This is a genomic window from Oleiagrimonas soli, assembly GCF_000761445.1.
Classification (GTDB): domain Bacteria; phylum Pseudomonadota; class Gammaproteobacteria; order Xanthomonadales; family Rhodanobacteraceae; genus Oleiagrimonas; species Oleiagrimonas soli.
This window is the reverse complement of the sequence record NZ_KN196470.1, coordinates 2,369,920-2,390,268: the sequence shown is the minus strand read 5'-3', so window position 1 is coordinate 2,390,268 and position 20,349 is coordinate 2,369,920. Positions and strand designations below refer to the sequence as shown.

19 protein-coding genes and 1 pseudogene are annotated in these 20,349 nt (G+C 67.4%); 13 read left to right on the top strand and 7 right to left on the bottom strand.

Going from position 1 to position 20,349, the window contains the following annotated elements:
- Positions 1-9 precede the first annotated feature (9 nt).
- The gene (locus tag LF63_RS10585) at positions 10-513 is read left to right on the top strand and encodes a hypothetical protein (protein ID WP_043101636.1); all 504 of its coding nucleotides are present in this window, start codon (positions 10-12) and stop codon (positions 511-513) included.
- 49 nt (positions 514-562) lie between these two features.
- Here LF63_RS10585 and LF63_RS10580 read toward each other — a convergent pair whose 3' ends face one another.
- Both LF63_RS10580 and LF63_RS10575 read right to left on the bottom strand, forming a co-directional pair.
- Entirely contained in the window at positions 563-976 is a 414-nt protein-coding gene (locus LF63_RS10580) for an HIT domain-containing protein (RefSeq protein ID WP_043101634.1), read from the bottom strand.
- 35 nt (positions 977-1,011) lie between these two features.
- Complete coding sequence (locus LF63_RS10575) at positions 1,012-3,129, bottom strand: diguanylate cyclase (RefSeq protein ID WP_152569317.1); 2,118 nt, start codon at positions 3,127-3,129, stop codon at positions 1,012-1,014.
- 114 nt (positions 3,130-3,243) lie between these two features.
- Between LF63_RS10575 and rimO the strand changes: the two genes are divergently transcribed.
- Together rimO and LF63_RS10565 are read left to right on the top strand one after the other, a co-directional pair.
- Positions 3,244-4,560, top strand: coding sequence for a 30S ribosomal protein S12 methylthiotransferase RimO (gene rimO / locus LF63_RS10570; protein WP_043101631.1), 1,317 nt, complete (start codon positions 3,244-3,246; stop codon positions 4,558-4,560).
- A 111-nt stretch (positions 4,561-4,671) separates the two neighbouring features.
- Complete coding sequence (locus LF63_RS10565; RefSeq protein ID WP_152569316.1) at positions 4,672-5,193, top strand: hypothetical protein; 522 nt, start codon at positions 4,672-4,674, stop codon at positions 5,191-5,193.
- 114 nt (positions 5,194-5,307) lie between these two features.
- On the opposite strand, the gene greB is transcribed toward LF63_RS10565, so the two are convergent.
- The 3 genes from greB to LF63_RS10550 are packed head-to-tail and all read right to left on the bottom strand — an operon-like array spanning position 5,308 to position 8,581.
- Positions 5,308-5,808 (bottom strand): transcription elongation factor GreB, encoded by a 501-nt coding sequence (gene greB / locus LF63_RS10560; RefSeq protein ID WP_043101625.1) that lies wholly within the window; start codon positions 5,806-5,808, stop codon positions 5,308-5,310.
- Positions 5,805-7,079: a hypothetical protein gene (locus LF63_RS10555; RefSeq protein WP_052394972.1), complete on the bottom strand. Its 1,275-nt coding sequence runs from the start codon at positions 7,077-7,079 to the stop codon at positions 5,805-5,807. The genes greB and LF63_RS10555 overlap by 4 nt, the downstream gene beginning before the upstream one ends.
- Entirely contained in the window at positions 7,076-8,581 is a 1,506-nt protein-coding gene (locus LF63_RS10550) for a helicase HerA-like domain-containing protein (RefSeq protein ID WP_043101623.1), read from the bottom strand. Before LF63_RS10550 ends, LF63_RS10555 begins: the two co-directional genes overlap by 4 nt.
- Positions 8,582-8,795: 214 nt before the next feature.
- Between LF63_RS10550 and LF63_RS10545 the strand changes: the two genes are divergently transcribed.
- Positions 8,796-10,220: a lytic transglycosylase domain-containing protein gene (locus LF63_RS10545; RefSeq protein WP_235205307.1), complete on the top strand. Its 1,425-nt coding sequence runs from the start codon at positions 8,796-8,798 to the stop codon at positions 10,218-10,220.
- 64 nt (positions 10,221-10,284) lie between these two features.
- Here LF63_RS10545 and LF63_RS10540 read toward each other — a convergent pair whose 3' ends face one another.
- Positions 10,285-10,731, bottom strand: a complete 447-nt coding sequence (locus LF63_RS10540; protein WP_043101620.1) for a hypothetical protein — start codon at positions 10,729-10,731, stop codon at positions 10,285-10,287.
- 177 nt (positions 10,732-10,908) lie between these two features.
- Positions 10,909-11,748 carry an archaetidylserine decarboxylase gene (gene asd, locus LF63_RS10535; RefSeq protein ID WP_043101618.1) on the bottom strand — a complete coding sequence of 280 codons (840 nt, stop codon included), beginning with the start codon at positions 11,746-11,748 and terminating at the stop codon, positions 10,909-10,911.
- Between the two features lie 138 nt (positions 11,749-11,886).
- Here asd and prmB point away from each other — a divergent pair, with 138 nt between their 5' ends.
- The 9 genes and pseudogenes from prmB to LF63_RS10495 all read left to right on the top strand — a co-directional run bounded on the left by prmB (position 11,887) and on the right by LF63_RS10495 (position 20,347).
- The gene (gene prmB, locus LF63_RS10530) at positions 11,887-12,816 is read left to right on the top strand and encodes a 50S ribosomal protein L3 N(5)-glutamine methyltransferase (RefSeq protein ID WP_043101616.1); all 930 of its coding nucleotides are present in this window, start codon (positions 11,887-11,889) and stop codon (positions 12,814-12,816) included.
- Between the two features lie 63 nt (positions 12,817-12,879).
- Positions 12,880-13,968, top strand: coding sequence for a chorismate synthase (aroC, locus tag LF63_RS10525; protein WP_043101614.1), 1,089 nt, complete (start codon positions 12,880-12,882; stop codon positions 13,966-13,968).
- Positions 13,969-14,037: 69 nt separating this feature from the next.
- Positions 14,038-15,066: an aspartate-semialdehyde dehydrogenase gene (locus LF63_RS10520; RefSeq protein ID WP_043101611.1), complete on the top strand. Its 1,029-nt coding sequence runs from the start codon at positions 14,038-14,040 to the stop codon at positions 15,064-15,066.
- Positions 15,066-15,350, top strand: a complete 285-nt coding sequence (locus LF63_RS10515; protein ID WP_152569315.1) for a hypothetical protein — start codon at positions 15,066-15,068, stop codon at positions 15,348-15,350. The genes LF63_RS10520 and LF63_RS10515 overlap by 1 nt, the downstream gene beginning before the upstream one ends.
- A gap of 151 nt (positions 15,351-15,501) precedes the next feature.
- Positions 15,502-15,922, top strand: a pseudogene (locus LF63_RS16500) (type IV pilus assembly protein FimV); the annotation flags it as partial.
- Between the two features lie 75 nt (positions 15,923-15,997).
- Positions 15,998-17,827, top strand: a complete 1,830-nt coding sequence (locus tag LF63_RS10510) for a FimV/HubP family polar landmark protein (RefSeq protein WP_338047264.1) — start codon at positions 15,998-16,000, stop codon at positions 17,825-17,827.
- 95 nt (positions 17,828-17,922) lie between these two features.
- A complete protein-coding gene (gene truA, locus LF63_RS10505; protein ID WP_043101606.1) occupies positions 17,923-18,690 on the top strand; it encodes a tRNA pseudouridine(38-40) synthase TruA in 768 nt (255 codons plus the stop codon).
- Positions 18,687-19,328, top strand: a complete 642-nt coding sequence (locus LF63_RS10500; protein ID WP_081945182.1) for a phosphoribosylanthranilate isomerase — start codon at positions 18,687-18,689, stop codon at positions 19,326-19,328. The genes truA and LF63_RS10500 overlap by 4 nt, the downstream gene beginning before the upstream one ends.
- Complete coding sequence (locus tag LF63_RS10495; RefSeq protein WP_043101604.1) at positions 19,325-20,347, top strand: cupin-like domain-containing protein; 1,023 nt, start codon at positions 19,325-19,327, stop codon at positions 20,345-20,347. The genes LF63_RS10500 and LF63_RS10495 overlap by 4 nt, the downstream gene beginning before the upstream one ends.
- The last annotated feature ends 2 nt before the right edge of the window (positions 20,348-20,349 follow it).

Genomic DNA, 20,349 nt, shown 5'->3' with positions numbered 1-20,349 from the left:
AACTTCATCATGAATCGACTGACCCGTTGGCTGTCGCCCGCCGTTTTCTTGCCTGTGGTGGTTTTGGCTTTGATGCTGGGAGCATGCAGCAGTGGGGTGAAAGATACCGACGTGACTGCGAAGCTGGAAAAGACTTTTCCGATGACGGTGGAGTCGTATAAGAGTGGTCAGTTCTTGCTGGACGGCGCGGTGCTCTCGGCGGTGGATCTGGGTGGGCATTTCGCCTATCTGCGTGATCAGGGTCAGTTGCCCAAGCGTGTCCTACTCAAGCGCAGTGACGACACCAAAATTCACAAACAGCATCTTCTGGCGATGGCGCGCATTGAACTCGACTACGGAGTTGCCGTCTTTTACGAAAAGAAAGGTGAACTGAAGCGGCTGGTGGTGGCGGATAAAAACGACATTCCGCAATTGCGCGAACACGAGAAGGGCGTGCCGCTGCCCGACGAGTTGAAGGGCACTTCGGCGCGAGGAGGCGACCATCTGCCGACTGGCGACGGTAGTGGGTATTGAGCAGCGGCATGTTGCGCTTTGGTTTGCGGAGCGCAACACGATCCATACATCAGCGCACGAGCTGCTTGGCTAAGAGGTCAAGCAGCTCGTCGGCTTGCGTGTCCGTATAGCGCTGGGGCGCGCCATATCCCCACACCGGGCCGGGCCAGGCCTCGTCGCCGCGCGTTCGCGCCACGACATGCACGTGCAGTTGCTGCACGATGTTGCCCAACGCGCCGATGTTGAGCTTGTCCACGGCCGCGCAGGCGCGCAATGCATGGCCGCAGCGTTCCATCTCGTCCAGCAGTTGCATGCGCTGCGTTCGGTCGAGCTGATCGATTTCGGTCAGCCCTGGCGCGCGCGGCACCAGAATCAGCCAAGGGAAGCGCGCATCGTTCATCAGCCGCACCCGACACAGATCCAGGTCGGCGAGCTGCAGGGTGTCCTGTTCCAGGCGCGGGTCGAGCGTGAAGGTGTCGGGCATCGTCGGTCGTCAGGGACAGAGGGTTGTCGGCGCGGCTACAGGGCCTGGTGTCGAAAGATCCGGTTGCGGCCGTGCGCCTTGGCTTGATACATGGCCCGGTCGGCGGCACCCAGCAGGTACTTCAGGGTACGCGTTTCGCACTGGGAAAGCGTAGCGACGCCGATGCTCACCGTGATCGGCGTCTGCGGTTCGGGGTTGATCGCGGCCAGCGCGCGGGCCATGGCCTTGCGCAGCGATTCGGCGATCTCGGCGGCTTTGTCCGCAGACACGTCGAACAGCGCGACCAGGAACTCTTCGCCGCCGAAGCGGCCCACCGGCTGCCCCGATCCGAGATGCTCGCGCATGGCGTGCGTGCCGACGCACAGGACTTGATCGCCGAACAAGTGGCCGAGCCGGTCGTTGATCTGTTTGAAGTGGTCGAAATCGACCAGCAGCACGGAAACGTCGCGCTCGCGGGCGATGTGGCGTTCCAGCTTCTGCAGCATGTGGCGACGGTTGCAGACGCCGGTCAGCGGGTCGCGCGTCGCCAGCCGGTACAACTTGCGCGACTGCTCGCGCAGCGTGCCGTTGACGTCCTCCAGCGCGCGCCGCGCGGCTTCGACTTCGCGATGCTTGTGCGCCAGTTCGTGATGCAGGCGATAGGCGACGCGGTAGCGATGCCAGATCAGGCCGAGCAGCAGAATCAGCGAGCCGGAAAGCGCCAGGGTCAGGTCGCGAGTGCGGCGGTGCTGCGTCGCGCGGAGCAGGTTCTCGGTGTTGTTGCGGGTCAGTTCGCCGATGCGTTCGTCGTAGCGCTGCCGCTGGTAGGCGCTCTTCAGCGCCGCGATGCGCTGCACGCTGCGGGCGCCGATCAGGCGTTCGCGCAGTTGCATGTAGCGGCGCAGCGCATGCAGCGCGCCGGCGTTGTCGCCGAGCTGTGTGCGGATGCGTTCGCGCACGAACCAGGCGTCGGCCAGCAGCGGCATCATGCGCGCGCCGTCCAGCAGGTTGATGGCCTGTTCGACACGCGCGTTGGCGGACGTCAGCGCGTGTGTGTCCAGCTCGATGCGCGCCAGTTCCAGCAGTGCGCCGGCGATGATTTCGGTCTGCGCCGCTTCGCGTCCGGCCTGCAATGCCATGTACAGCTGCGGTATGGCTTCGCTGCGGTGGCCCAGGCCGCTCAGCGCCCGGCCCAGTTGCAGACGGTCCAGGGCGATGTAGGTGCGGTTGCCGAGGCTCGCGTCGACGCTGAGTGCCTGACCGGCCAGCACCTGCGCCCTCGCGTATTCGCCGCTGTCGTTGAGGAAGACCGCGTAGCTGCCCAGTACGCTGGCCAGCGCGTTGGGCATGGGGCGCTTCCGCGCGGCATCCAGGGCCTTCTCGAAGTGCATGCGCGCCTGGCTTGGATCGTCGAGTTCGCGGTACAGCAGGGCCAGGTTGCGGTAGGCGATGTCCAGGTGCTCGGGCGGCGATTGCCGCAGGCGGATCTGCAGCGCTTCATGCTGCAGCGCCAGCGCTTCCACGAAACGTCCCTGGTCGCGGCGCGTGGTGCCGAGGTTGGCCAGCGATTCGGCTTGTCCGGAACGGTCCTGCAACATGCTCCGCAGCGCTAGGGCTTGTTCGTGGTAGTCGGCGGCCCGGTCCAGCTGGCCGTGGCGCCGTGCCGCGGTGCCCAGCAGGTTGTAGGCCGCGGCCTTGTAGCTGGGCGATGGCACGCGTTCGGTCAGTTGCAGTATCTGCTCGCCGAGAGCGTGCAGTTCCTCGTAGTTGCCATCCAGGGTGCGCAGTTCGCCGCGTGCGTGCAGCGCGGTCAGCTGCATGCGCACGTCGTTCTGCTGTACCGCGAGCGTGTACAGGCGCTGCCAGCATCGTTCGGCATCCTGCGGTTCGCTCAGGGCCGTCTGCAGATGGGCTTCCAGTTGCAACAGGCTGCGCTGGATCGCGGGGAAGCCCTGCAGGCCGCGCCAGCCGATTTCGGTTGCGTGTTGCAGCCGCATCGCGACCGGATGCGCGGCGCGCGCGTACGCGACACTGACGGCGATCGGATCGGAGATCGGATCGGCGGCCTCGCTGACGCCGGAGCACAGCATGCCGAGGCCGATCAGCCAGGCGCGCAGGCGCACGCGATGCGTTTCGCGCCTTGGTGCGGGCAGGGCGAGTGTAGTGTCGTGCACGCAGCATCCCCCCGGAGGGTCGCCTCGATTGTACCTGAGCTTCCGCAACGGGAAGACATGCCAAAAGCCCTGTAGAATAAGCCGTTTGCTGCCCCGCGACCGAAGAATTTCCCCATGTCCAGAGAACACCCCAAAGTCGGCTTCGTGAGCCTCGGATGCCCCAAGGCGCTGGTCGACTCCGAGCGCATCCTGACCCAGTTGCGTGCCGAGGGTTACGAAATTGTGCCCAGCTACGACGCCGCCGACGCCGTGGTGGTCAACACCTGCGGCTTCATCGACGCCGCGGTGCAGGAATCGCTGGACGCCATCGGCGAGGCGCTGCACGAGAACGGCAAGGTGATCGTCACCGGCTGCCTGGGCAAGCGCTCGGAGCTGATCCGTGAGGCCTATCCCGAGGTGCTTGCGATCAGCGGGCCGCAGGACTACGGCAGCGTGATGGATGCCGTGCACACGGCGCTGCCGCCGCGCCGCGATCCGTTCGTCGACCTGCTGCCGGATACAGGCGTGAAGCTCACGCCCAAGCACTACGCGTACCTGAAGATCGCCGAAGGCTGCAATCACAACTGCAGCTTCTGCATCATCCCGTCGATGCGCGGACGCCTGGTCAGTCGACCGGTGAACGAAGTGCTTAACGAGGCCGAGAAGCTGGTGCGCGGCGGCGTCAAGGAGCTGCTGGTGATCAGCCAGGACACCAGCGCCTACGGCGTCGATACGCGCTATGCCGAGCACGCCTGGCGCGACAAGACCTATCGCACCCGCATGACCGAGCTGTGCGAGGGACTGTCCGAACTGGACGCCTGGGTGCGGCTGCACTACGTCTACCCGTATCCGCACGTGGACGAGCTGATGCCGCTGATGGCTGAGGGCAAGATCCTGCCGTACCTGGACATTCCGTTCCAGCACGCCAGCCCGCGCATCCTCAAGCTCATGAAGCGTCCGGGCAACATCGAGCGCACGCTGGAGCGCGTGCAGGCCTGGCGTCGGGCGGTGCCGGAGCTGACGCTGCGCAGCACCTTCATCGTCGGTTTCCCCGGCGAGACCGATGCCGAGTTCGAGGAGCTGCTGGACTTCCTGCGCGAGGCCGAGCTGGATCGCGTCGGCGCGTTCGCCTATTCGCCGGTCGACGGCGCGGCGGCCAATGCGCTGCCCGACCCGATCGACGAGGAGCTGAAGGAAGACCGCCTGGAGCGCTTCATGCAGGTGCAGGCGGAGATTTCCGCCGAGCGTCTGCAGCGCCGGATCGGCCAGACCCTGCAGGTGCTGGTGGACGAGGTCGGCACCGAAGGCGCCTTGGCGCGTTCGGCGGCCGACGCGCCGGAAATCGACGGTCTGGTGCGGATCGCGGACGGTCACGACCTGAAGCCGGGCCAGTTCGTCCAGGTGCGCGTGGAAGGTGCGGATCAGCACGATCTGGATGCGCGTCTGGCGTAGAACGCGCCCGACGTGCGCGGTCGGCGGCGAGCGTTCCGGCGTTCATTCGGGTGTCATGCTCGACGCGGCGGGGTCCGGTACAGTCGGCTTCAATTCCCACGGAGTTTGACCATGCACGCACGCCAAGCCCTTTCGATGTCCGTCCGCCGCGCAGGGTTCCTGTTCGTGGCGCTGCTTATGCTGCTGGCGCCCGCGCTGGGCATGGCGCAGGGCGTTTCGCAGCGCCTGAATGCGGCCGATCGCGCCGAGATCGCCAACTTCCAGCTCAATCAGGACGTGCTGGCGCGACTGCAGGCGGTGACTGCGGACGGTCAGTCCATGCACATCAAGAAGTCGCAGCTGGACATGAGCAAGGTGCACTCGCTGGACGACATGGCCGATCAGCTGGTCGCGGTCGATCCGCGCATCCAGCCGATGCTGGCCAAGCACGGCTTCACGCCGCATCAGTTCGTGGTGGCCAATCTGGCGCTGGTGGGCACGGCGATGGCGGTGCAGATGCAGCGCGATCCGAAAATGGCCCAGTACGTCGAAAGCGACAAGCTGAATCAGCACAACGTCGATTTCTACAAGAGCCACGAGTCGCAGATTCTGCGCATGATGCAGCAGGGCGAGGGCGCCTCGGGCGGGCAGTGATGCGCGGTCGGCGCGTATCTTGATCGACATGGCGCCGGCTTTGCCGATTGCGCTGCGACGGTTTCCCTGCGATGCGCGACCGTCGCTGCGCGATCGTTGCGAACCGCGCGAACGTCAGTCGTAGTCGACGGCCAGCACCACGAAACACGCGGTGCCGCCAGGCAGTTGCGCCTCGATTTCGTCGTCCACGCGCTTGCGCAGCACGGTGCGCGCCAGCGGCGAATCGATGCTGATCCAGCCGCGCTTGGCGTCGGTCTCGTCGGGGCCGACGATGCGGTAGCGGACGATGTCCCCGCTGTCCGCGTTCTCCAGTTCCACGGTCGCGCCGAAAAACACGGCCTCGCGATCCGCCGGCGTGCCCTCGGCGACTTTCAGCGACGGGATGCGCTTGCTGAGATAGCGCACGCGGCGGTCGATCTCGCCGAGCTGCTTCTTGCGATAGGTGTATTCGGCGTTCTCCGAACGGTCGCCCTCGGCGGCGGCGGCCGCCAGTGCCTTGACCACTTCCGGTCGGGTGCGATGCCACAGTTCGTCCAGCTCGGCCTTCAGGCGCTCGAAGCCTTCGCGGGTGATGATCGCCGTCGAGCGCGGCGGCGGCGGTCGCCAGCGGCTCATGCAGGGGCCTCGTTGCGGCCTGGAAGCTGGCCGTGGGCGTGCAGGAATGCCTCGATCTCGGCGCGTTCCGGACGATCGCCGAAGGCCCGCAGCAGCTTGTGCGCCAGCACGCCGGCCTCGGCGACCTGACCCATGCGTTCGGCCAGCAGGCGTGCCGCCAGCAGGCCGTAGTGCGGTGCCTTTTCGTCGCGCGGCCAGCGGTTGGGATAGCCGCGCGCCAGCTTCAATGCGAGTTGCGTCATGCCTTGCGCCGTCGCGGCGTCGGCCAGGCGCGCGGCGCTTTCCGGCTGATCGGGCATGAAGTTCGGGTCCAGATGGAGGCATTCGGTGGTCAGGCGCAGCGCCGGGCGCACCTGATCCTCGCTGAGCAGCAAGGCGAGATGGCTCTGCGCGTAGCTCAGCAGCGCGTTGCGGTCGCCGCGCTGGCGCAGCAGGTTGCGGTGGGCCTCGAACAGGCTTGCAGTGGGGTGGCGTTCGCGTAGCCGGTCGCGCAGCAGGCTTTCGGCGGTGTCGCGCTCGTTGTCGGCGATCAGCTCGGCCACGTCGCGCAGCAGGTTGTCGTCCTCGTTGCGACCGCTGGCGGCGGACAGCGCGTCGGCGTCGGGCTGATGGCCGAGTGCTTCGTGATGCTTGTGGATCAGCACGCCGAGCAGATGGAACTGCAGCAGGCACAGGTAGATCACCAGCGTGAACCACAGTACGTGTCCAAGCCAGCCGCTGGCGACGAGGTAGCCGATGTAGCTGAGGTATTCGAGCAGACCGACGAACACCGGCAGCAGATAGGCCGGTCCGAAAACGTAGATGGCCCGGCCCCAGCGCGCCGGATGCAGCGCGCCGAGCAGGCTGTCCTCGAAGGCCAGCGCGGTGGCGATCACGGGCAGCAGCACGATGAAGATCAGCAGCACCAGCCAGGCCGTCGGATGCGGCATCAGGGCGACGTACAGCGCGACGTAGCCCAGTTTCTGCAGCACCAGCATCGCCACGGCGGGCGCGTAGTCGCCGTACATGGTGATTTCCGGCGGATCGGCGTAGCCGTCGGCGGTGCGGCGCAGGCTTTCCATCGCGTACAGGATGATGCTGGCCCAGACCACTTGGCCGGCCGCGAAGCTGATCAGACCCGGCAGCAGGTCGGTGAGCATGTGCGCGATGCTCAGCGCCACCAGCGTCGGCAGCGCCGCGTTGCGCAGCGGATACAGCGGCGAGCGGAAGAAGCGCTCGCTCAGCGGCGTGCGGGCGTCGACGATGTCGGGATGCGTGGAACGGGCGTTCATCGGCGGCGCGATCCGCCGAGGATGCCGCCGAGCACGCCGCGCAGGATCTGCCGGCCGAGACCGCTGCCGACGCTGCGCAGCACCGACTTGCCCATCGCTTCGAGCATGCCCTGCCGGCGTCCCGTGCCGAGCATGGCGTCGCGCAGCGCGCCGCCCCAGCCGCCTTGCTCGGCCTGTGCCTTGGTCTGCTTCGCGGCCTTCTCGGGTTCGTCGGCGGCCTTTTCGTCGGCACGTCGCGCCAGCATCTCGGCGGCGGAGTCGCGGTTGACCGGCGTGTCGTACTTGGCACCGACGGGCGAGCGCGCTGCGATCTGCTTGCGCTCGTCGTCGGTGATGGTGCCGATGCGGCTGACCGGCGCCACCACCAGCACGGATTCGACCGGGCTGGGCGCGCCGCGGTCGCGCAGCGTGGTCGCCAGCGCTTCGCCGACGCCGAGCGTGGTGATGACTTCGGCCACGTCGACCTTGGGATTGACCGGGAAGGTCTCGGCCGCCGCCTTGATCGCCTTGCGGTCGCGCGGCGTGAAGGCGCGCAGTGCATGCTGCACGCGATTGCCGAGCTGGCCGAGGATGTCGTTGGGCACGTCGTCCGGGTTCTGCGAGCAGAAGTACACGCCCACGCCCTTGGAGCGGATCAGGCGCACCACCTGTTCCACGCGTTGCAGCAGCGCGGGCGGGCATTCGTCGAACAGCAGGTGCGCCTCGTCGAAGAAGAACACCAGCTTCGGCGCCTCGGCGTCGCCGATCTCCGGCAGCCGCTCGAACAGTTCCGACAGCAGCCACAACAGGAAGGTCGAATACAGGCGCGGCTTGAGGATCAACTGGTCGGCGGCGAGGATGTTGATGACGCCGCGACCGGACATGTCCTGGCGCATCAGGTCGGCCAGGTCCAGGGCCGGTTCGCCGAAGAACTGCGTGGCGCCGTCCTTCTCCAGCTGCAGCAGACTGCGCTGGATGGCGCCGATGCTGGCCTTGCTGACCAGGCCGTACTGCGCCGAAATCTCGCTGGCGTGTTCGGCGGCGAACTGCAGCAGCGAGCGCAGGTCGTCCAGGTCCAGCAGCAGCCAACCGTGGTCGTCGGCGACGCGGAACACCACATCGAGCACGCCTTCCTGGGTGTCGTTGAGTTCCATCACCCGCGCCAGCAGGGTCGGGCCCATCTCCGAGATCGTGGTGCGCACCGGGTGGCCGAGGCGGGCGTAGAGGTCCCAGAACACGACCGGATTGGCGCTGGGCGACCAGCCGCTCAGTCCGAGCTTGTCCAGCCGCGCCTTGAGCTTGTCGCCGGGCGCGGGGGCGGGCTGCGAGAGTCCGGCCAGGTCGCCCTTCACGTCGGCCAGGAATACCGGCACGCCGCGCCGCGAGAAGCCTTCCGCCAGCACCATCAGGCTGACCGATTTGCCGGTGCCGGTGGCGCCCGCGATCATGCCGTGACGGTTGCCGAAGCGCGGTTCGAGTTCCACCGCGGCCGTGTCGTTCCTGCCGATCAGTATGTTGTCCATCCAGTTGCCTCCCGGCCCCGTGAGTTTCCGATTCTAGTCGGCTTGCGGTCGATGGAAACCCATCGGTTCACTTGAGCCATGGTCGGAGGCCGGATACCGTAACGGGCTTTACGCCAAGTACGTTGTGTCGTTCATGTTTCGATTGTCCCGGCTTGCCCGTTTTCTGCTTCCGCTCACCGTTTCGGGAATCACCTTGTTGTCCGGCTGCGCTGGCATGACCCAGGCGACGCGAGGTGCCGGCGTTGCCGACGCGAACGCCCCGGTCGACGAACAGCAGGTCAATGCGCTGTACGCCCAGCTCGATCAGGCCAGCGGGCAATACGAGGACGCACTGCAGCTGGTGCGCAGCGGCGACCAGCAGCAGGCCGACCAGACGCTCGACAAGGCGCTGGACCAGCTCAAGGTCGCGGCGGCCAAGTGCGGCGACGTGGCCGGTTGCGATCCGCAGCGCTTCTTCTCGGTGTTCGATCATCTGCTGCGTCTGAAGGACGGCAGCTTCATCGCTGGCGACGAGGGCGACACGCTGCCGGATACGCCCGATGCCGGCGTGACGGGCGATGCGCCGTCGCCGGTGATCCAGGCGCTGCCGCGCGCGCAGCAGAGCGTGACGTTGCTGCGTGGGCACAAGCTGTCGGACCTGATCGCCATGAACGGGCCGGTCAAGGCGGCGCTGGAAGAGTGGCTGACCTGGCTGCGCCCGCAGTTGATGAACGCCTACATCAACTACGAATACATGCGTTACGAGATGTGGCCGGCCTACCGCAAGGCGGACCTGCCCGAAGCGATCCTGTTCGGCATCCTGGCCAAGGAATCCGGCGGCAAGGTGCACGCGGTGTCGCGCTCCGGGGCGGCGGGGCCGCTGCAGTTTATGTACTCGACCGGGCGCCGCTTCGGACTGGGCACGGTCGACGGTTTCGACGAGCGCTTCGACCCGGCGCTGTCGGCCAAGGCCAATGCCGCCTACATGGACGAACAGCTGAAGGTCTTCAACGACAACCTGGAGCTGACCCTGGCGGCCTACAACGGCGGGGAGGGGCGCGTGCGGCGGCTGGTCGACGGTCGCAGCATTAGTTTCTATGACCCGAAGATCTATTTCTCGCTGCCGGCCGAAACGCGCGACTACGTGCCGATGGTGCTGGCGGCGGCCTGGTTGTTCCTGCACCCGCAGCGCTATCACCTGAAGTTTCCGCACGTGGATGCGCGACCGGGCCATATCGAGTTGCAGCGTCCGGCGTCGTTGTCGGAACTGACGGTGTGTCTGGGCGAAGCCGGCGGCAAGCGCGACGGCTGGTTCCGCGTGCTGCGCAATCTCAACCCACGGCTCAATCCGCAGAAGGCGCAGCCGGCCGGTACGCGCCTGAACGCGCCGAAGGTGCTGGAGAAGGCCTACGCCACAAGCTGCGCGGCCGGGCATTGGCCGACCCTGGCGGCCGACCTGCACGCGGCGAGCGATCCGACCATGCCGGCCTCGATGCGCATGCGTCACTACCGTGTGCGTCGTGGCGACACGCTGAGCGGCATCGTGCGTCGACTGGGGTGTTCGAACGTGCACACGGTGGCGCGGATGAATCATCTGCATCCGCCGCGCTATGCGATTCGTGCGGGTCACACCCTGAAATTGCCGCGCTGCACTCGTTGATACGGCAGCGTGAGCATGGCCGGCGTTACTCCGCCGGCCATGCGCAGCATGAACGCCGGGGAGATCAGGCCACGGCGGCGGATGCGGTAGAGGATTCGGCGGCGTCGGCTTCGTCCGCGTTCGCCTGGATCGCGGCGGCGTCGCTGTCGCCGAGGCGTTCCTTGAGCTGACGTACCACGCGCATGACCTGGCGGTGCAGTTCGCTGGCGCCGGGCGCGTCGGAGGTCTGGGTCTCGTGATAGATCACCGCCAGCCACAGGCCGATGCCGCGCATGCGCACCTGCGGGTTGTCCGAGCGGACGCGGGTGATGCCGATATCGGCGCCGGTGCCCCAGGCCGCGGTTTCCTGTTCGGGCGGGGTGCCGTACATCCACGGTGGATCGCAGCGCGCGGCCAGATCCAGCTCGCGGGAAGTGATGCTGGCGACCTGGCGTTCCAGCGGTGCGGGCAGGGCGAAAATGGCCTGCTCGATCTCGCGCAGTTGACGGCCCAGCTTCATGATGCGAGTCATCGCGAGAATGCGATTGACGACTTGTATCGGCTTCACCCCGTAACCCTCCACGTGCCAGCGCCGGTAGGCGCATACCTCTGGCTAGAGTGCGGAGCATAGCCAGTGCGGCACGGTAAATCTATCCCTTTGCGTCACAAACTGACGCACTACGTCAGGTTTCTGGATGTGTGAGATGAATCACGCGTGGCCGATGCGCTGCCGCACCTGGACCGGTTGCTGGGCGTGCAGTGCCGGATCGAGCTCGCCGCCACCCGGCGGCAGCAGCACGATCACGGTCGAACCCATATTGAAGCGGCCCATTTCCTCGCCACGTTGCAGCCGGATGCCGCGCCCGCGGGCATCGCGGTCGACGATGTGGCCGGCATAGGGCGGAATGGTCAGGCCATCCCACACCGTCGACACGCTGGACACCAGGATGGCGCCGACCAGGATGACCGCGAACGGGCCGTGCTCGCCGCGGAAGTGGCAGACCAGGCGCTCGTTGCGCGCGAACAGGCGCGGGATCGCCTCGACCGCAAACGGCGCCACGCTGAAGATGCGGCCCGGCACGTGGCGGGTCGAGATCAGCTCGCCGTCCAGCGGCATGTGTACGCGGTGGTAATCGCGCGGCGACAGGTACACGGTGACGAAGCGACCGTCGCGGTAGGGCGCGGCGGCGGCCTCGTCGGCCAGCAGTTCGGCGGCGGTGTAGGACTGCCCCTTGGCCTGGAAAATACGCCCGTCCTCGATGCGCCCGGCCTGGCTGATGCGACCGTCGGCCGGCGAGACGATGCTGCGCGGGTCGGCATCCAGCGGGCGCGCATCCGGCGTCAGGGCGCGGGTGAAGAAGTCGTTGAAGTGCGCATAGGCGTGCGGATCGGGCTGCGCGGCCTGGCGCATGTCGACGTCGTAGCGGCGCACGATCTGGCCGATCAGGAAATTCTTCCACGGCGTCCACGTCCAGCGCGTCGCCCAGTAGACGATGCGCGACAGGAAGCGGTGCGGCAGCACGTATTGGAGCAGGACCTTGGGTGTCATCCGCGAAGTATAGGGGTTGGGGCGGAGCCTGCGCGATGCGTGCCCGGGTCAGCGAGGCGTTCATGGCGCATCTGCGGGCACTGATCCCGCGCCGCCGCTCCTCTATACTTGTGCGTCGTCTTGCCAGGGCTGCGCCGCGTGACCGCCGAACTTGCCACCATCGTCGATTTCATCCGCTACGGCGCCAGCCGTTTCTCCGCCGCCGAGTTGATGTTCGGCCACGGCCAGGACAGTGCCATCGACGAGGCCACGCAACTGGTGCTCGGCGCGCTGCATCTGCCGCCCGACCTGCCGCCGGCCTACGGCGCCGCGGCCCTCACGGCCGAGGAGCGTGCGCTCGTGCTGGCGCTGATCCAGCGCCGTCTGGACGAGCGCGTGCCCGTGGCCTACCTGATCGGCGAGGCCTGGTTCGCCGGGTTGAAGTTCAAGTCCGACGCGCGAGCGCTGGTGCCTCGCTCGCCCATCGCCGAACTGATCCAGAACGGTTTCTCGCCGTGGCTGGATGGCCGCGAGATCGAGCGTGCGCTGGACATGTGCACGGGTTCGGGCTGCATCGGCATCGCGATGGCCGCCTACGCGCCGGACTGGCGCGTGGACCTGGTCGACGTCAGCGAGGACGCGCTGGCGTTGACGCGCGAGAACATGGCGTTCCAGCAGGTCGACGCCGAGCGCGTGCGCGCGATCCGTTCGGACCTGTTCGACGCGCTGGCGGGCGAGCGCTACGACCTCATCGTGTCCAACCCGCCGTACGTCGGCCAGGCCGAATACGAGGCGCTGCCCGGCGAGTACGCGCACGAGCCGCAGCTGGGTCTGACCTCGGGTGAGGACGGTCTGGATCTGTGCCTGCGCATGCTCGACGAAGGCCCCGACCATCTCACCGAGGATGGCCTGATGATCGTCGAAGTCGGCAACAGCGAGCGCGCGCTGACGGCGCTGCTGCCCGAAGTGCCGCTGGTGTGGCTGGAATTCCAGACCGGGCCGATGGGCGTGTTCGCCATCGAGCGGCGCGACCTGATCGAGCATGCCGGAGCGATCCGCGAAGCTGCCGCAAAGCGCGCAAAGGCATAAGCAGGACTTGCAAGCACGCGTCGAACGACCGACGCTAGCGCATTCGTACTCCGCGATTCGGCCATGTCCAGCAACTCCTTCGGCAAACTGCTCACCGTGACGACCTTCGGCGAAAGCCACGGTCCGGCCATCGGCTGCGTGGTGGACGGCTGCCCGCCGGGGCTGGCGATCGAGGCGAGTGAGTTCGCACCCGACCTGCAACGCCGCGCCACCGGCAAGTCGCGCTACACCTCGCAGCGCCGCGAGGCAGACGAGGTCGAGATCCTGTCCGGCGTGTACGAGGGCGTGACCACCGGCACGCCCATCGCGCTGCTGATCCGCAACACCGACGCGCGCTCGAAGGACTACGCCGAGATCGCGCGCACCTTCCGCCCCGGACACGCCGACTACACCTACTGGCACAAGTACGGCGTGCGCGATCCGCGCGGCGGCGGTCGCAGTTCGGCGCGCGAGACCACCATGCGCGTGGCCGCGGCGGTGATCGCCAAGAAATGGCTGGCCGAGCATCACGGCATCCGCGTGCGCGGGCACCTGTCCGCGCTGGGCGAGTTGACGCCGCGTGCCTTCGACTGGGACGCGGTCGAGGACAACCCGTTCTTCTGGCCCGACGCCGCGATGGTGGCGGAGCTGGAGCAGTACATCACCGCGCTGCGCAAGTCCGGCGATTCGGTCGGTGCGCGCATCGACGTGGTGGCCGAGGGCGTGCCGCCGGGCTGGGGCGAGCCGATCTACGGCAAGCTTGATGCCGAGCTGGCGGCGGCGCTGATGAGCATCAACGCGGTCAAGGGCGTGGAGATCGGCGACGGCTTCGCCGCCGTGGCGCAGAAGGGCAGCGAGCACCGCGACGAGCTGACCGCCGACGGCTTCACGTCCAATCACGCCGGCGGCATTCTCGGCGGCATCTCCAGCGGGCAGGACGTACGCGCCTCGATCGTGTTGAAGCCGACCTCGAGCATCCTGATTCCCGGCCGCAGCCTGGATGTGGACGGCGAGCCGACCGAGGTCGTCACCAAGGGTCGCCACGATCCCTGCGTCGGCATTCGCGCCACGCCCATCGCCGAGGCGATGGTGGCGCTGGTGTTGATGGACCAGGCGCTGCGCCATCGCGCGCAGTGCGGCGACGTCGGCGCGATGACGCCGCGGATCGCCTGAATTGCGCCCCATGTCTTGCCCGATCGCACCGCACGCTTCCCCGAACCGCTTCCCCGAGACATTTCCCTCATGAGTCGCAAGAGCAGCTACACCATCGCCATCGCCGGAGCCACCGGCGCCGTCGGCGAGACCCTGTTGTCCATTCTCGCCGAGCGCGACGTGCCGATCGGCAAACTGGTGCCGCTGGCCAGCGAACGCTCCGCCGGCAGCTGGATCGAGTTCGGCGGCAAGGAAATCATGGTCCGCGATCTGGCCGACTACGATTTCGAGGGCGTGGACATCGCCTTTTTCTCGGCCGGCGGCGCGGTCAGTCGCGAGCATGCGCCGCGCGCGGCCGCGGCTGGTGCGGTCGTGATCGACAACACCTCCGAGTTCCGCAACGACGACGACGTGCCGCTGGTGGTCAGCGAGGTCAACCCGCACGCCATCGCCGAGTACGAGCGCCGCAACATCATCGCCAATCCGAACTGCTCGACCATGCAGATGATGGTGGCGCTGGCGCCGATCCATCGCGCCGTGGGCATCGAGCGCATCAATGTGGCGACTTACCAGTCGGTGTCCGGCGCCGGGCGCTCGGGCATGGAGGAACTGGGTCGCCAGACCGCCGCGCTGCTGGGTTTCCAGGAGTTCAAGCCGGCCAAGTTCAGCAAGCAGATCGCGTTCAACGTGATTCCGCACATTGACGTCTTCATGGACAACGGCTACACCCGTGAAGAGATGAAGATGGTCTGGGAGACGCGCAAGATTCTGGAGGACGCGTCGATCCAGGTGAACCCGACCGCGGTGCGGGTGCCGGTGTTCTATGGCCATGCGGAGGCCGTGCACATCGAGACCCGCGACAAGATCACGGCCAAGCAGGCGCGTGATCTGCTCAAGCAGGCGCCGGGCGTCGTGGTGATGGACCAGCGCAAGGACGGCGGCTATCCGACGCCGGTAGGCGACGCGGCCGGCAAGGATCCGGTTCTGGTCGGCCGCATCCGCGAAGACATTTCCCACCCCAACGGACTGGATTTGTGGGTCGTCGCCGACAACATCCGCAAGGGCGCGGCGTTGAATGCCGTGCAAGTGGCACAGATTCTGATCGAGGAGTACCTGTAATGATTTCAAAACGTTGGGGGTGGGCGTTGCCGATGCTGCTGGCGGCCACGGCAGGCATGGCGCAATCGGGCGCGGCGTCGACCAAGACGCAGCTCAAGCAGATGCAGGACAAGGTGCAGCAACAGCAGGCCCAGGCCAAGGATCTGCAGCAGCAGATCGACGATCTCAAACAGCGCAATGCGGCCGAGCAGGATGCGCTCGACAAGCGCGATCAGGAGATCGCCCGCCTGAAGGCGCAGTTGGCCAAGCAGGGCGCTCCGGCGCCGGCTGCGTCCTCGAAGTAAGCGAACACTTCTCGTTTTCGCCTTCCAGCAGACGCTTTCGGGCGCTGGCGGGTTGGTGAAAATCGTTTTTGTGAACTAAAGTTACGATATTGTTGTAAAGTCGCGTCGAGATTGCTGACGTGTCTTTAACGTCGTGAGTGGGGAGCACTCGATGAACCGGTCCTTGAAGCTGTCGATCCTGGTGGCTTTGGCGTTGAGCAGTACCCAGGCGCTTGCGCTTGGTCTGGGTCAGATTCGTGTCAAATCCGCGTTGAACAAGCCGCTGGTGGCGGAAATTCCGTTGCGCACCGATTATCCGGGCGAGGCGGACAAGCTGCAGGTCTCGCTGGCCTCGGCGGACCAGTTCACGCGAGCCGGTCTGGACCGCATGAGCCTGACGGTGCAGCTGAACTTCAAGGTCACCACGAACGCCGCGGGCGAGAAGGTCATCCGCGTGACCTCCGACGAGCCGGTGCGCGAATCGTTCCTCGACTTTCTGGTTCAGGTCAGCTGGCCGCGCGGCCAGCTGTTGCGCGAGTACACCGTGCTGCTGGATCCGCCGGGCGCCGTGAGCACCACCCGCCTGCAGGGCGNCCGCGCCGTCCGTGCAAGGCGGCGAGTACGGTCCGGTGCATTCCGGCGACACCCTGTGGGGCATCGCCAACCGGATGCGCAGTGCCGACGTCAGCGTGAACCAGATGATGCTGGCGCTGCAGTCGGCCAATCCGGACGCGTTCTACAAGGACAACATCAATGCGTTGAAGCGCGGCGCTGTGCTGCGCATTCCGACGCATGCCGAACAGGATGCGATGACCACGGCGGCTGCGATCGCCGAGGTTCGTCGCCAGAATCAGGACTGGACCGCGGCCGCGCCGCGTCGTCCGACCGTGATGGCGTCTGCGGGCGCGGGCAAGGCGGCGACGCCGCAGCGTCCGGCTTCCGCGAACCTGTCGGGTGCGGGCGGGACGTCCGCAGGCGATCACCTGAAACTGGTGCCGCCGAGCGACGGCGGCGAGAGCACCGGCGCGCGCGCCGGTGTCGCCAACGGCAGCGACAAGGTCACCGTCCAGCAACTGCACCAGGATGTGGCGCGCGCCCGCGAGGCGCTGTCCAGCGCCAAGCAGCAGACCGCGGACCTCGAGTCGCGCCTGAAGAGCCTGAAGGACATCCAGGACAAGAACGACCGCCTGATGAGCCTGAAGAACGCCGAGATCGCCGAGCTGCAGAACAAGCTCGCCGCGGCGGGCAAGCCGGTGCCGGGCGCGTCCAGCGCCATGCCGGCGATGAGCGGCAGCGTGGCCAGTGCGGCCAGCAGCGCCAAGGCGTCCTCGGCGATGACGCCGGCGGTGGCTTCGGTCGCCGCGTCGGGCAGTGCCATGAAGCCTGCGGCCGCGACGACGGCGACGGTCAAGAAGCCGGCCAGCAAGCCGGCCGCGGTCACGCCGGCCAAGCCTGCGCCGCAGCCGTGGTACGCCGCGCTGCTGGGTTCGCTTTGGGCGAAGATCGCGGCGGCGGCGGTGGTCATCCTCGCACTGCTGGCGCTGCTCCTGCGCGGACGCCGCGGCAAGGCCGCTCCGCGTGCCGGCGCGGGTCCCTCGCTGGCCGATCAGTTCGGCGATTCGCCGCTGGGCGACGCGTCGGGCGAAGCGTTCGACGAAGAGCAGGACACGCTGCTGCGCGAACTGGCCGAGAACCCCGAAGACATCGGCCTGCACCTGGAGCTGGTCAGCCTGTATTACGCGCGTCGCGACGTCGATCGTTTCGAGGCGGCGGCCGAGGTCATGCACACGCATGTCAGCGACCCGCAGCAGCCGGAATGGCAGGACGTCATGGCGATGGGCGAGGAGCTCGCGCCGGACTATCCGCTGTTCGCGGGCAGCGCCGAGGCGTATGCGCCGGACATCCCGGACGAAACCGCGATGGACCACGACGTTCATGCCGTGCCGCACGACGCGCAGCACGACAACGAGATGCACGGTGCGTCGGAAGACGCCTCGCACGAGCCGATTTCCGAATATTCCTACGATTTCGACCTGACCTCCGGCGCGCACAAGACCGAGCCGGAGGCCCCCAGCGAGGACGAGTTCGACGCGCTGCCGCCCCTGCCGGGCGAGGATGCGCCCGCACCGTTCGCGCACGTGGAGGACGACATCGAGGGCTTCGATCTGCCCGAGTTGGAGGCCGAGCCCGAGACGCCGTCGCCGGTGGCGCAGAACGAGCCCGCGCATGCCGATCCGGCGCCTACGTTCGATCTCGAGCCGGAACCCGAGGCTCCGTCCGCGGCCGACACGTTCGATCTCGATATCGACGAGGGCGACGATGTGGCGCCGACCGCGGGTCTAGGCGGCGATGCCGTCGACACCAAGATCGATCTGGCCCGTGCCTACATGGACATGGGCGATCCGGACGGTGCGCGCGCCATGCTCGAGGAAGTGCTGGCCGAAGGCAGCGGTCCGCAACGCGAAGTGGCGCAGAAGCTGCTCGACGAACTCGACTGATTTCGTCGCCGACGGCCTTTTCCGACGCCGGCCCGCCTGTGCGGAGCCGGCGTCGTTGTATCCTCGCTCGCTGATTTCGCGATTTTCTATCCCACATGCGCATCGCCCTCGGCATCGAATACGACGGCACCGACTTCATGGGCTGGCAGCGGCTCAGTCACGGGCCGACCGTGCAGTCCGCGGTGGAGCAGGCGCTGTCCACCGTCGCCGCCACGCCGATCGACGTCACCTGCGCGGGCCGCACCGATGCCGGTGTGCATGCGCACTGCCAGGTCGTGCACATCGATACCGAGGTCGAGCGCAGCATGCGCGGCTGGGCGCTCGGCGGATGCGCCAACCTGCCGCGCAGCGTGGCGGTGCTGTGGGCGCAGCCGGTGGCCGACGACTTCCATGCCCGGCACAGCGCACGGGCGCGTCGCTATCGCTACAGCATCCTCAATCGCCCGGTGCGCGCCGCGCTGGAGGCGCGCTACGTGACGTGGGAACGGCATCCGCTGGACGCCGATGCCATGCATGAGGCGGCGCAGGCATTGGTCGGCGAACACGATTTCACCGCGTTCCGCGCGATCGCCTGTCAGGCCGCGCATGCGCGGCGCGAAATGCGTCAGGTGCGCGTGTGGCGCGAGGGCGAGCATGTGCACGTGGAGGTCGAGGCCAACGCCTTCCTCTATCACATGGTCCGCAACATCGTCGGTTCGCTGTTGCCGATCGGTCGCGGTGAGCGTCCCGTGGCATGGATGGCCGAACTGCTGGCCGGTCGCAATCGCGACGTCGCCGGCCCGACCGCGCCCGCCTCCGGACTCACCTTCATCGGTCCGCGTTATCCTGCGGACTGGGGATTGCCCGAGGACGTGACGCTGTGAATCGCACCCGCATCAAGTTCTGCGGCATGACCCGCATCGCGGACGCGGTGGCCGCCGCGGAGTTGGGCGTCGATGCCATCGGCATGGTGTTCACGCCGCGCAGCCGACGCTGCGTCCCCATCGCCCAGGCCAGGGTGCTGCGCGAGGCGCTGCCGCCGTTCGTCGACGTGGTGGCGCTGTTCATGGACGACGATCCGGTTTACATCGAGAGCGTGGTCGAGGCGGTGCGCCCCGATCTGCTGCAGTTTCATGGCGACGAGGATGCGGCCTTCTGCCTGCGGTTCGGACGGCGCTATGTGAAAACGGTGGCGATGGGCGGCGACGTCGATCCGCAGCCGATCATCCGCGCGCATCCGCAGGCGGCCGGTGTGCTGCTGGATGGCCACGCGCCGGGCGCGCAGGGCGGCAGCGGTCAGCGTTTCGACTGGACGCGCATGCCCGGTGGGCGTGTGCGTCCGTTGATCCTCGCCGGTGGGCTGGTTCCCGAAAACGTGGGCGAAGCCATCGCCACGGCGCGGCCCTGGGGCGTGGACGTGGCCAGCGGCATCGAGGCCTCCCCCGGAGTCAAGGACGCGGCGAAAATGCATGCGTTCGTGCAGGCCGTGCAGGCTGCCGACCGCGCCCGGGGAGTGTCGTGACGTCGCCGACACCGCAAGCGATCGAGGAACGCGACGTCGCACGGCAGCCGCCGCTGACGTCGGACGATCTGCGCGATCGCATGCAGCCGCTGGTGCTGCGCGGTCTGGTCGCGGACTGGCCGATGGTGCAGGCGGCACGACGTTCGGATACCGACTTCGCGCGGCTGCTGGCCGAGGCCGATGCCGGCGAGGATGTCGACGTACTGCTGATGGCGCCCGAGGAAGAGGGCGTGGTCGGTTACAACGCGAGTTTCGACGGCTTCAACTACGAGCATCATCGTGTGCCGGTGACGCAGGGCCTGAAGCGGTTGGCGGCCTACAGCCGCGCCTCCGGGCCGGTGCCGGGACTGGCGATTCAGAGCGCACCGCTGGCGCGCTGTCTTCCGTCCTTGCGTGAAAGTCATCGGCTGCCGTTCCTGGCGCCGTCCGTCGAGCCGCGCATCTGGATCGGCAACCGCGTCACCACGCCCGTGCATTTCGACGAGTATCACAATATCGCCTGCGTGGTGTGCGGGCGGCGCCGTTTCACATTGTTCCCGCCCGAGCAGGTGCACAACCTGTACATCGGTCCGCCGGACTTTGCGCCGACCGGCGCGGCGATCGGCGTGGCGCGCCTGGATCGGCCGGACGATCCGCGCTACCCGCGTCTGCGCGAGGCCTTGGCGCACGCCCAGGCGGCGGTGCTCGAACCGGGCGACGCGCTGTATCTGCCGCCGATGTGGTGGCACCACGTGGCTTCGCTGGAGCGCATCAATGCCCTGGTGAACTTCTGGTGGCCGCAGGCGCTGGCCGAGGGCGTTGCGGCGCCGACCGGGCTGGGTGGCCTGATGCACGCGATCCTGGCGTTTCGCGGTCTGCCGCCCGAGCAGCGCGCCGCGTGGCGCACGCTGCTGGATCATTTCGTGTTCGACGACGCCGATCCGCTGGCGCACGTGCCCGAAGCCAGCAAGGGCGTGTTGGGCACGCCGAGCGCCGAGACCGTCGCGGCGCTGCGCGAGCGCGTCCGCAAGTATCTCTGACG

Excerpts from the sequence above, each read along its gene's own strand:
- LF63_RS10585 (WP_043101636.1), top strand. The coding sequence starts at position 10 with ATGAATCGACTGACCCGTTGGCTGTCGCCCGCCGTTTTCTTGCCTGTG.
- LF63_RS10580 (WP_043101634.1), bottom strand. The coding sequence starts at position 976 with ATGCCCGACACCTTCACGCTCGACCCGCGCCTGGAACAGGACACCCTG.
- rimO (WP_043101631.1), top strand. The coding sequence starts at position 3,244 with ATGTCCAGAGAACACCCCAAAGTCGGCTTCGTGAGCCTCGGATGCCCC.
- LF63_RS10565 (WP_152569316.1), top strand. The coding sequence starts at position 4,672 with ATGCACGCACGCCAAGCCCTTTCGATGTCCGTCCGCCGCGCAGGGTTC.
- greB (WP_043101625.1), bottom strand. The coding sequence starts at position 5,808 with ATGAGCCGCTGGCGACCGCCGCCGCCGCGCTCGACGGCGATCATCACC.
- LF63_RS10555 (WP_052394972.1), bottom strand. The coding sequence starts at position 7,079 with ATGAACGCCCGTTCCACGCATCCCGACATCGTCGACGCCCGCACGCCG.
- LF63_RS10550 (WP_043101623.1), bottom strand. The coding sequence starts at position 8,581 with ATGGACAACATACTGATCGGCAGGAACGACACGGCCGCGGTGGAACTC.
- LF63_RS10545 (WP_235205307.1), top strand. The coding sequence starts at position 8,796 with ATGACCCAGGCGACGCGAGGTGCCGGCGTTGCCGACGCGAACGCCCCG.
- LF63_RS10540 (WP_043101620.1), bottom strand. The coding sequence starts at position 10,731 with ATGACTCGCATCATGAAGCTGGGCCGTCAACTGCGCGAGATCGAGCAG.
- asd (WP_043101618.1), bottom strand. The coding sequence starts at position 11,748 with ATGACACCCAAGGTCCTGCTCCAATACGTGCTGCCGCACCGCTTCCTG.
- aroC (WP_043101614.1), top strand. The coding sequence starts at position 12,880 with ATGTCCAGCAACTCCTTCGGCAAACTGCTCACCGTGACGACCTTCGGC.
- LF63_RS10520 (WP_043101611.1), top strand. The coding sequence starts at position 14,038 with ATGAGTCGCAAGAGCAGCTACACCATCGCCATCGCCGGAGCCACCGGC.
- LF63_RS10515 (WP_152569315.1), top strand. The coding sequence starts at position 15,066 with ATGATTTCAAAACGTTGGGGGTGGGCGTTGCCGATGCTGCTGGCGGCC.
- LF63_RS10510 (WP_338047264.1), top strand. The coding sequence starts at position 15,998 with ATGCGCAGTGCCGACGTCAGCGTGAACCAGATGATGCTGGCGCTGCAG.
- truA (WP_043101606.1), top strand. The coding sequence starts at position 17,923 with ATGCGCATCGCCCTCGGCATCGAATACGACGGCACCGACTTCATGGGC.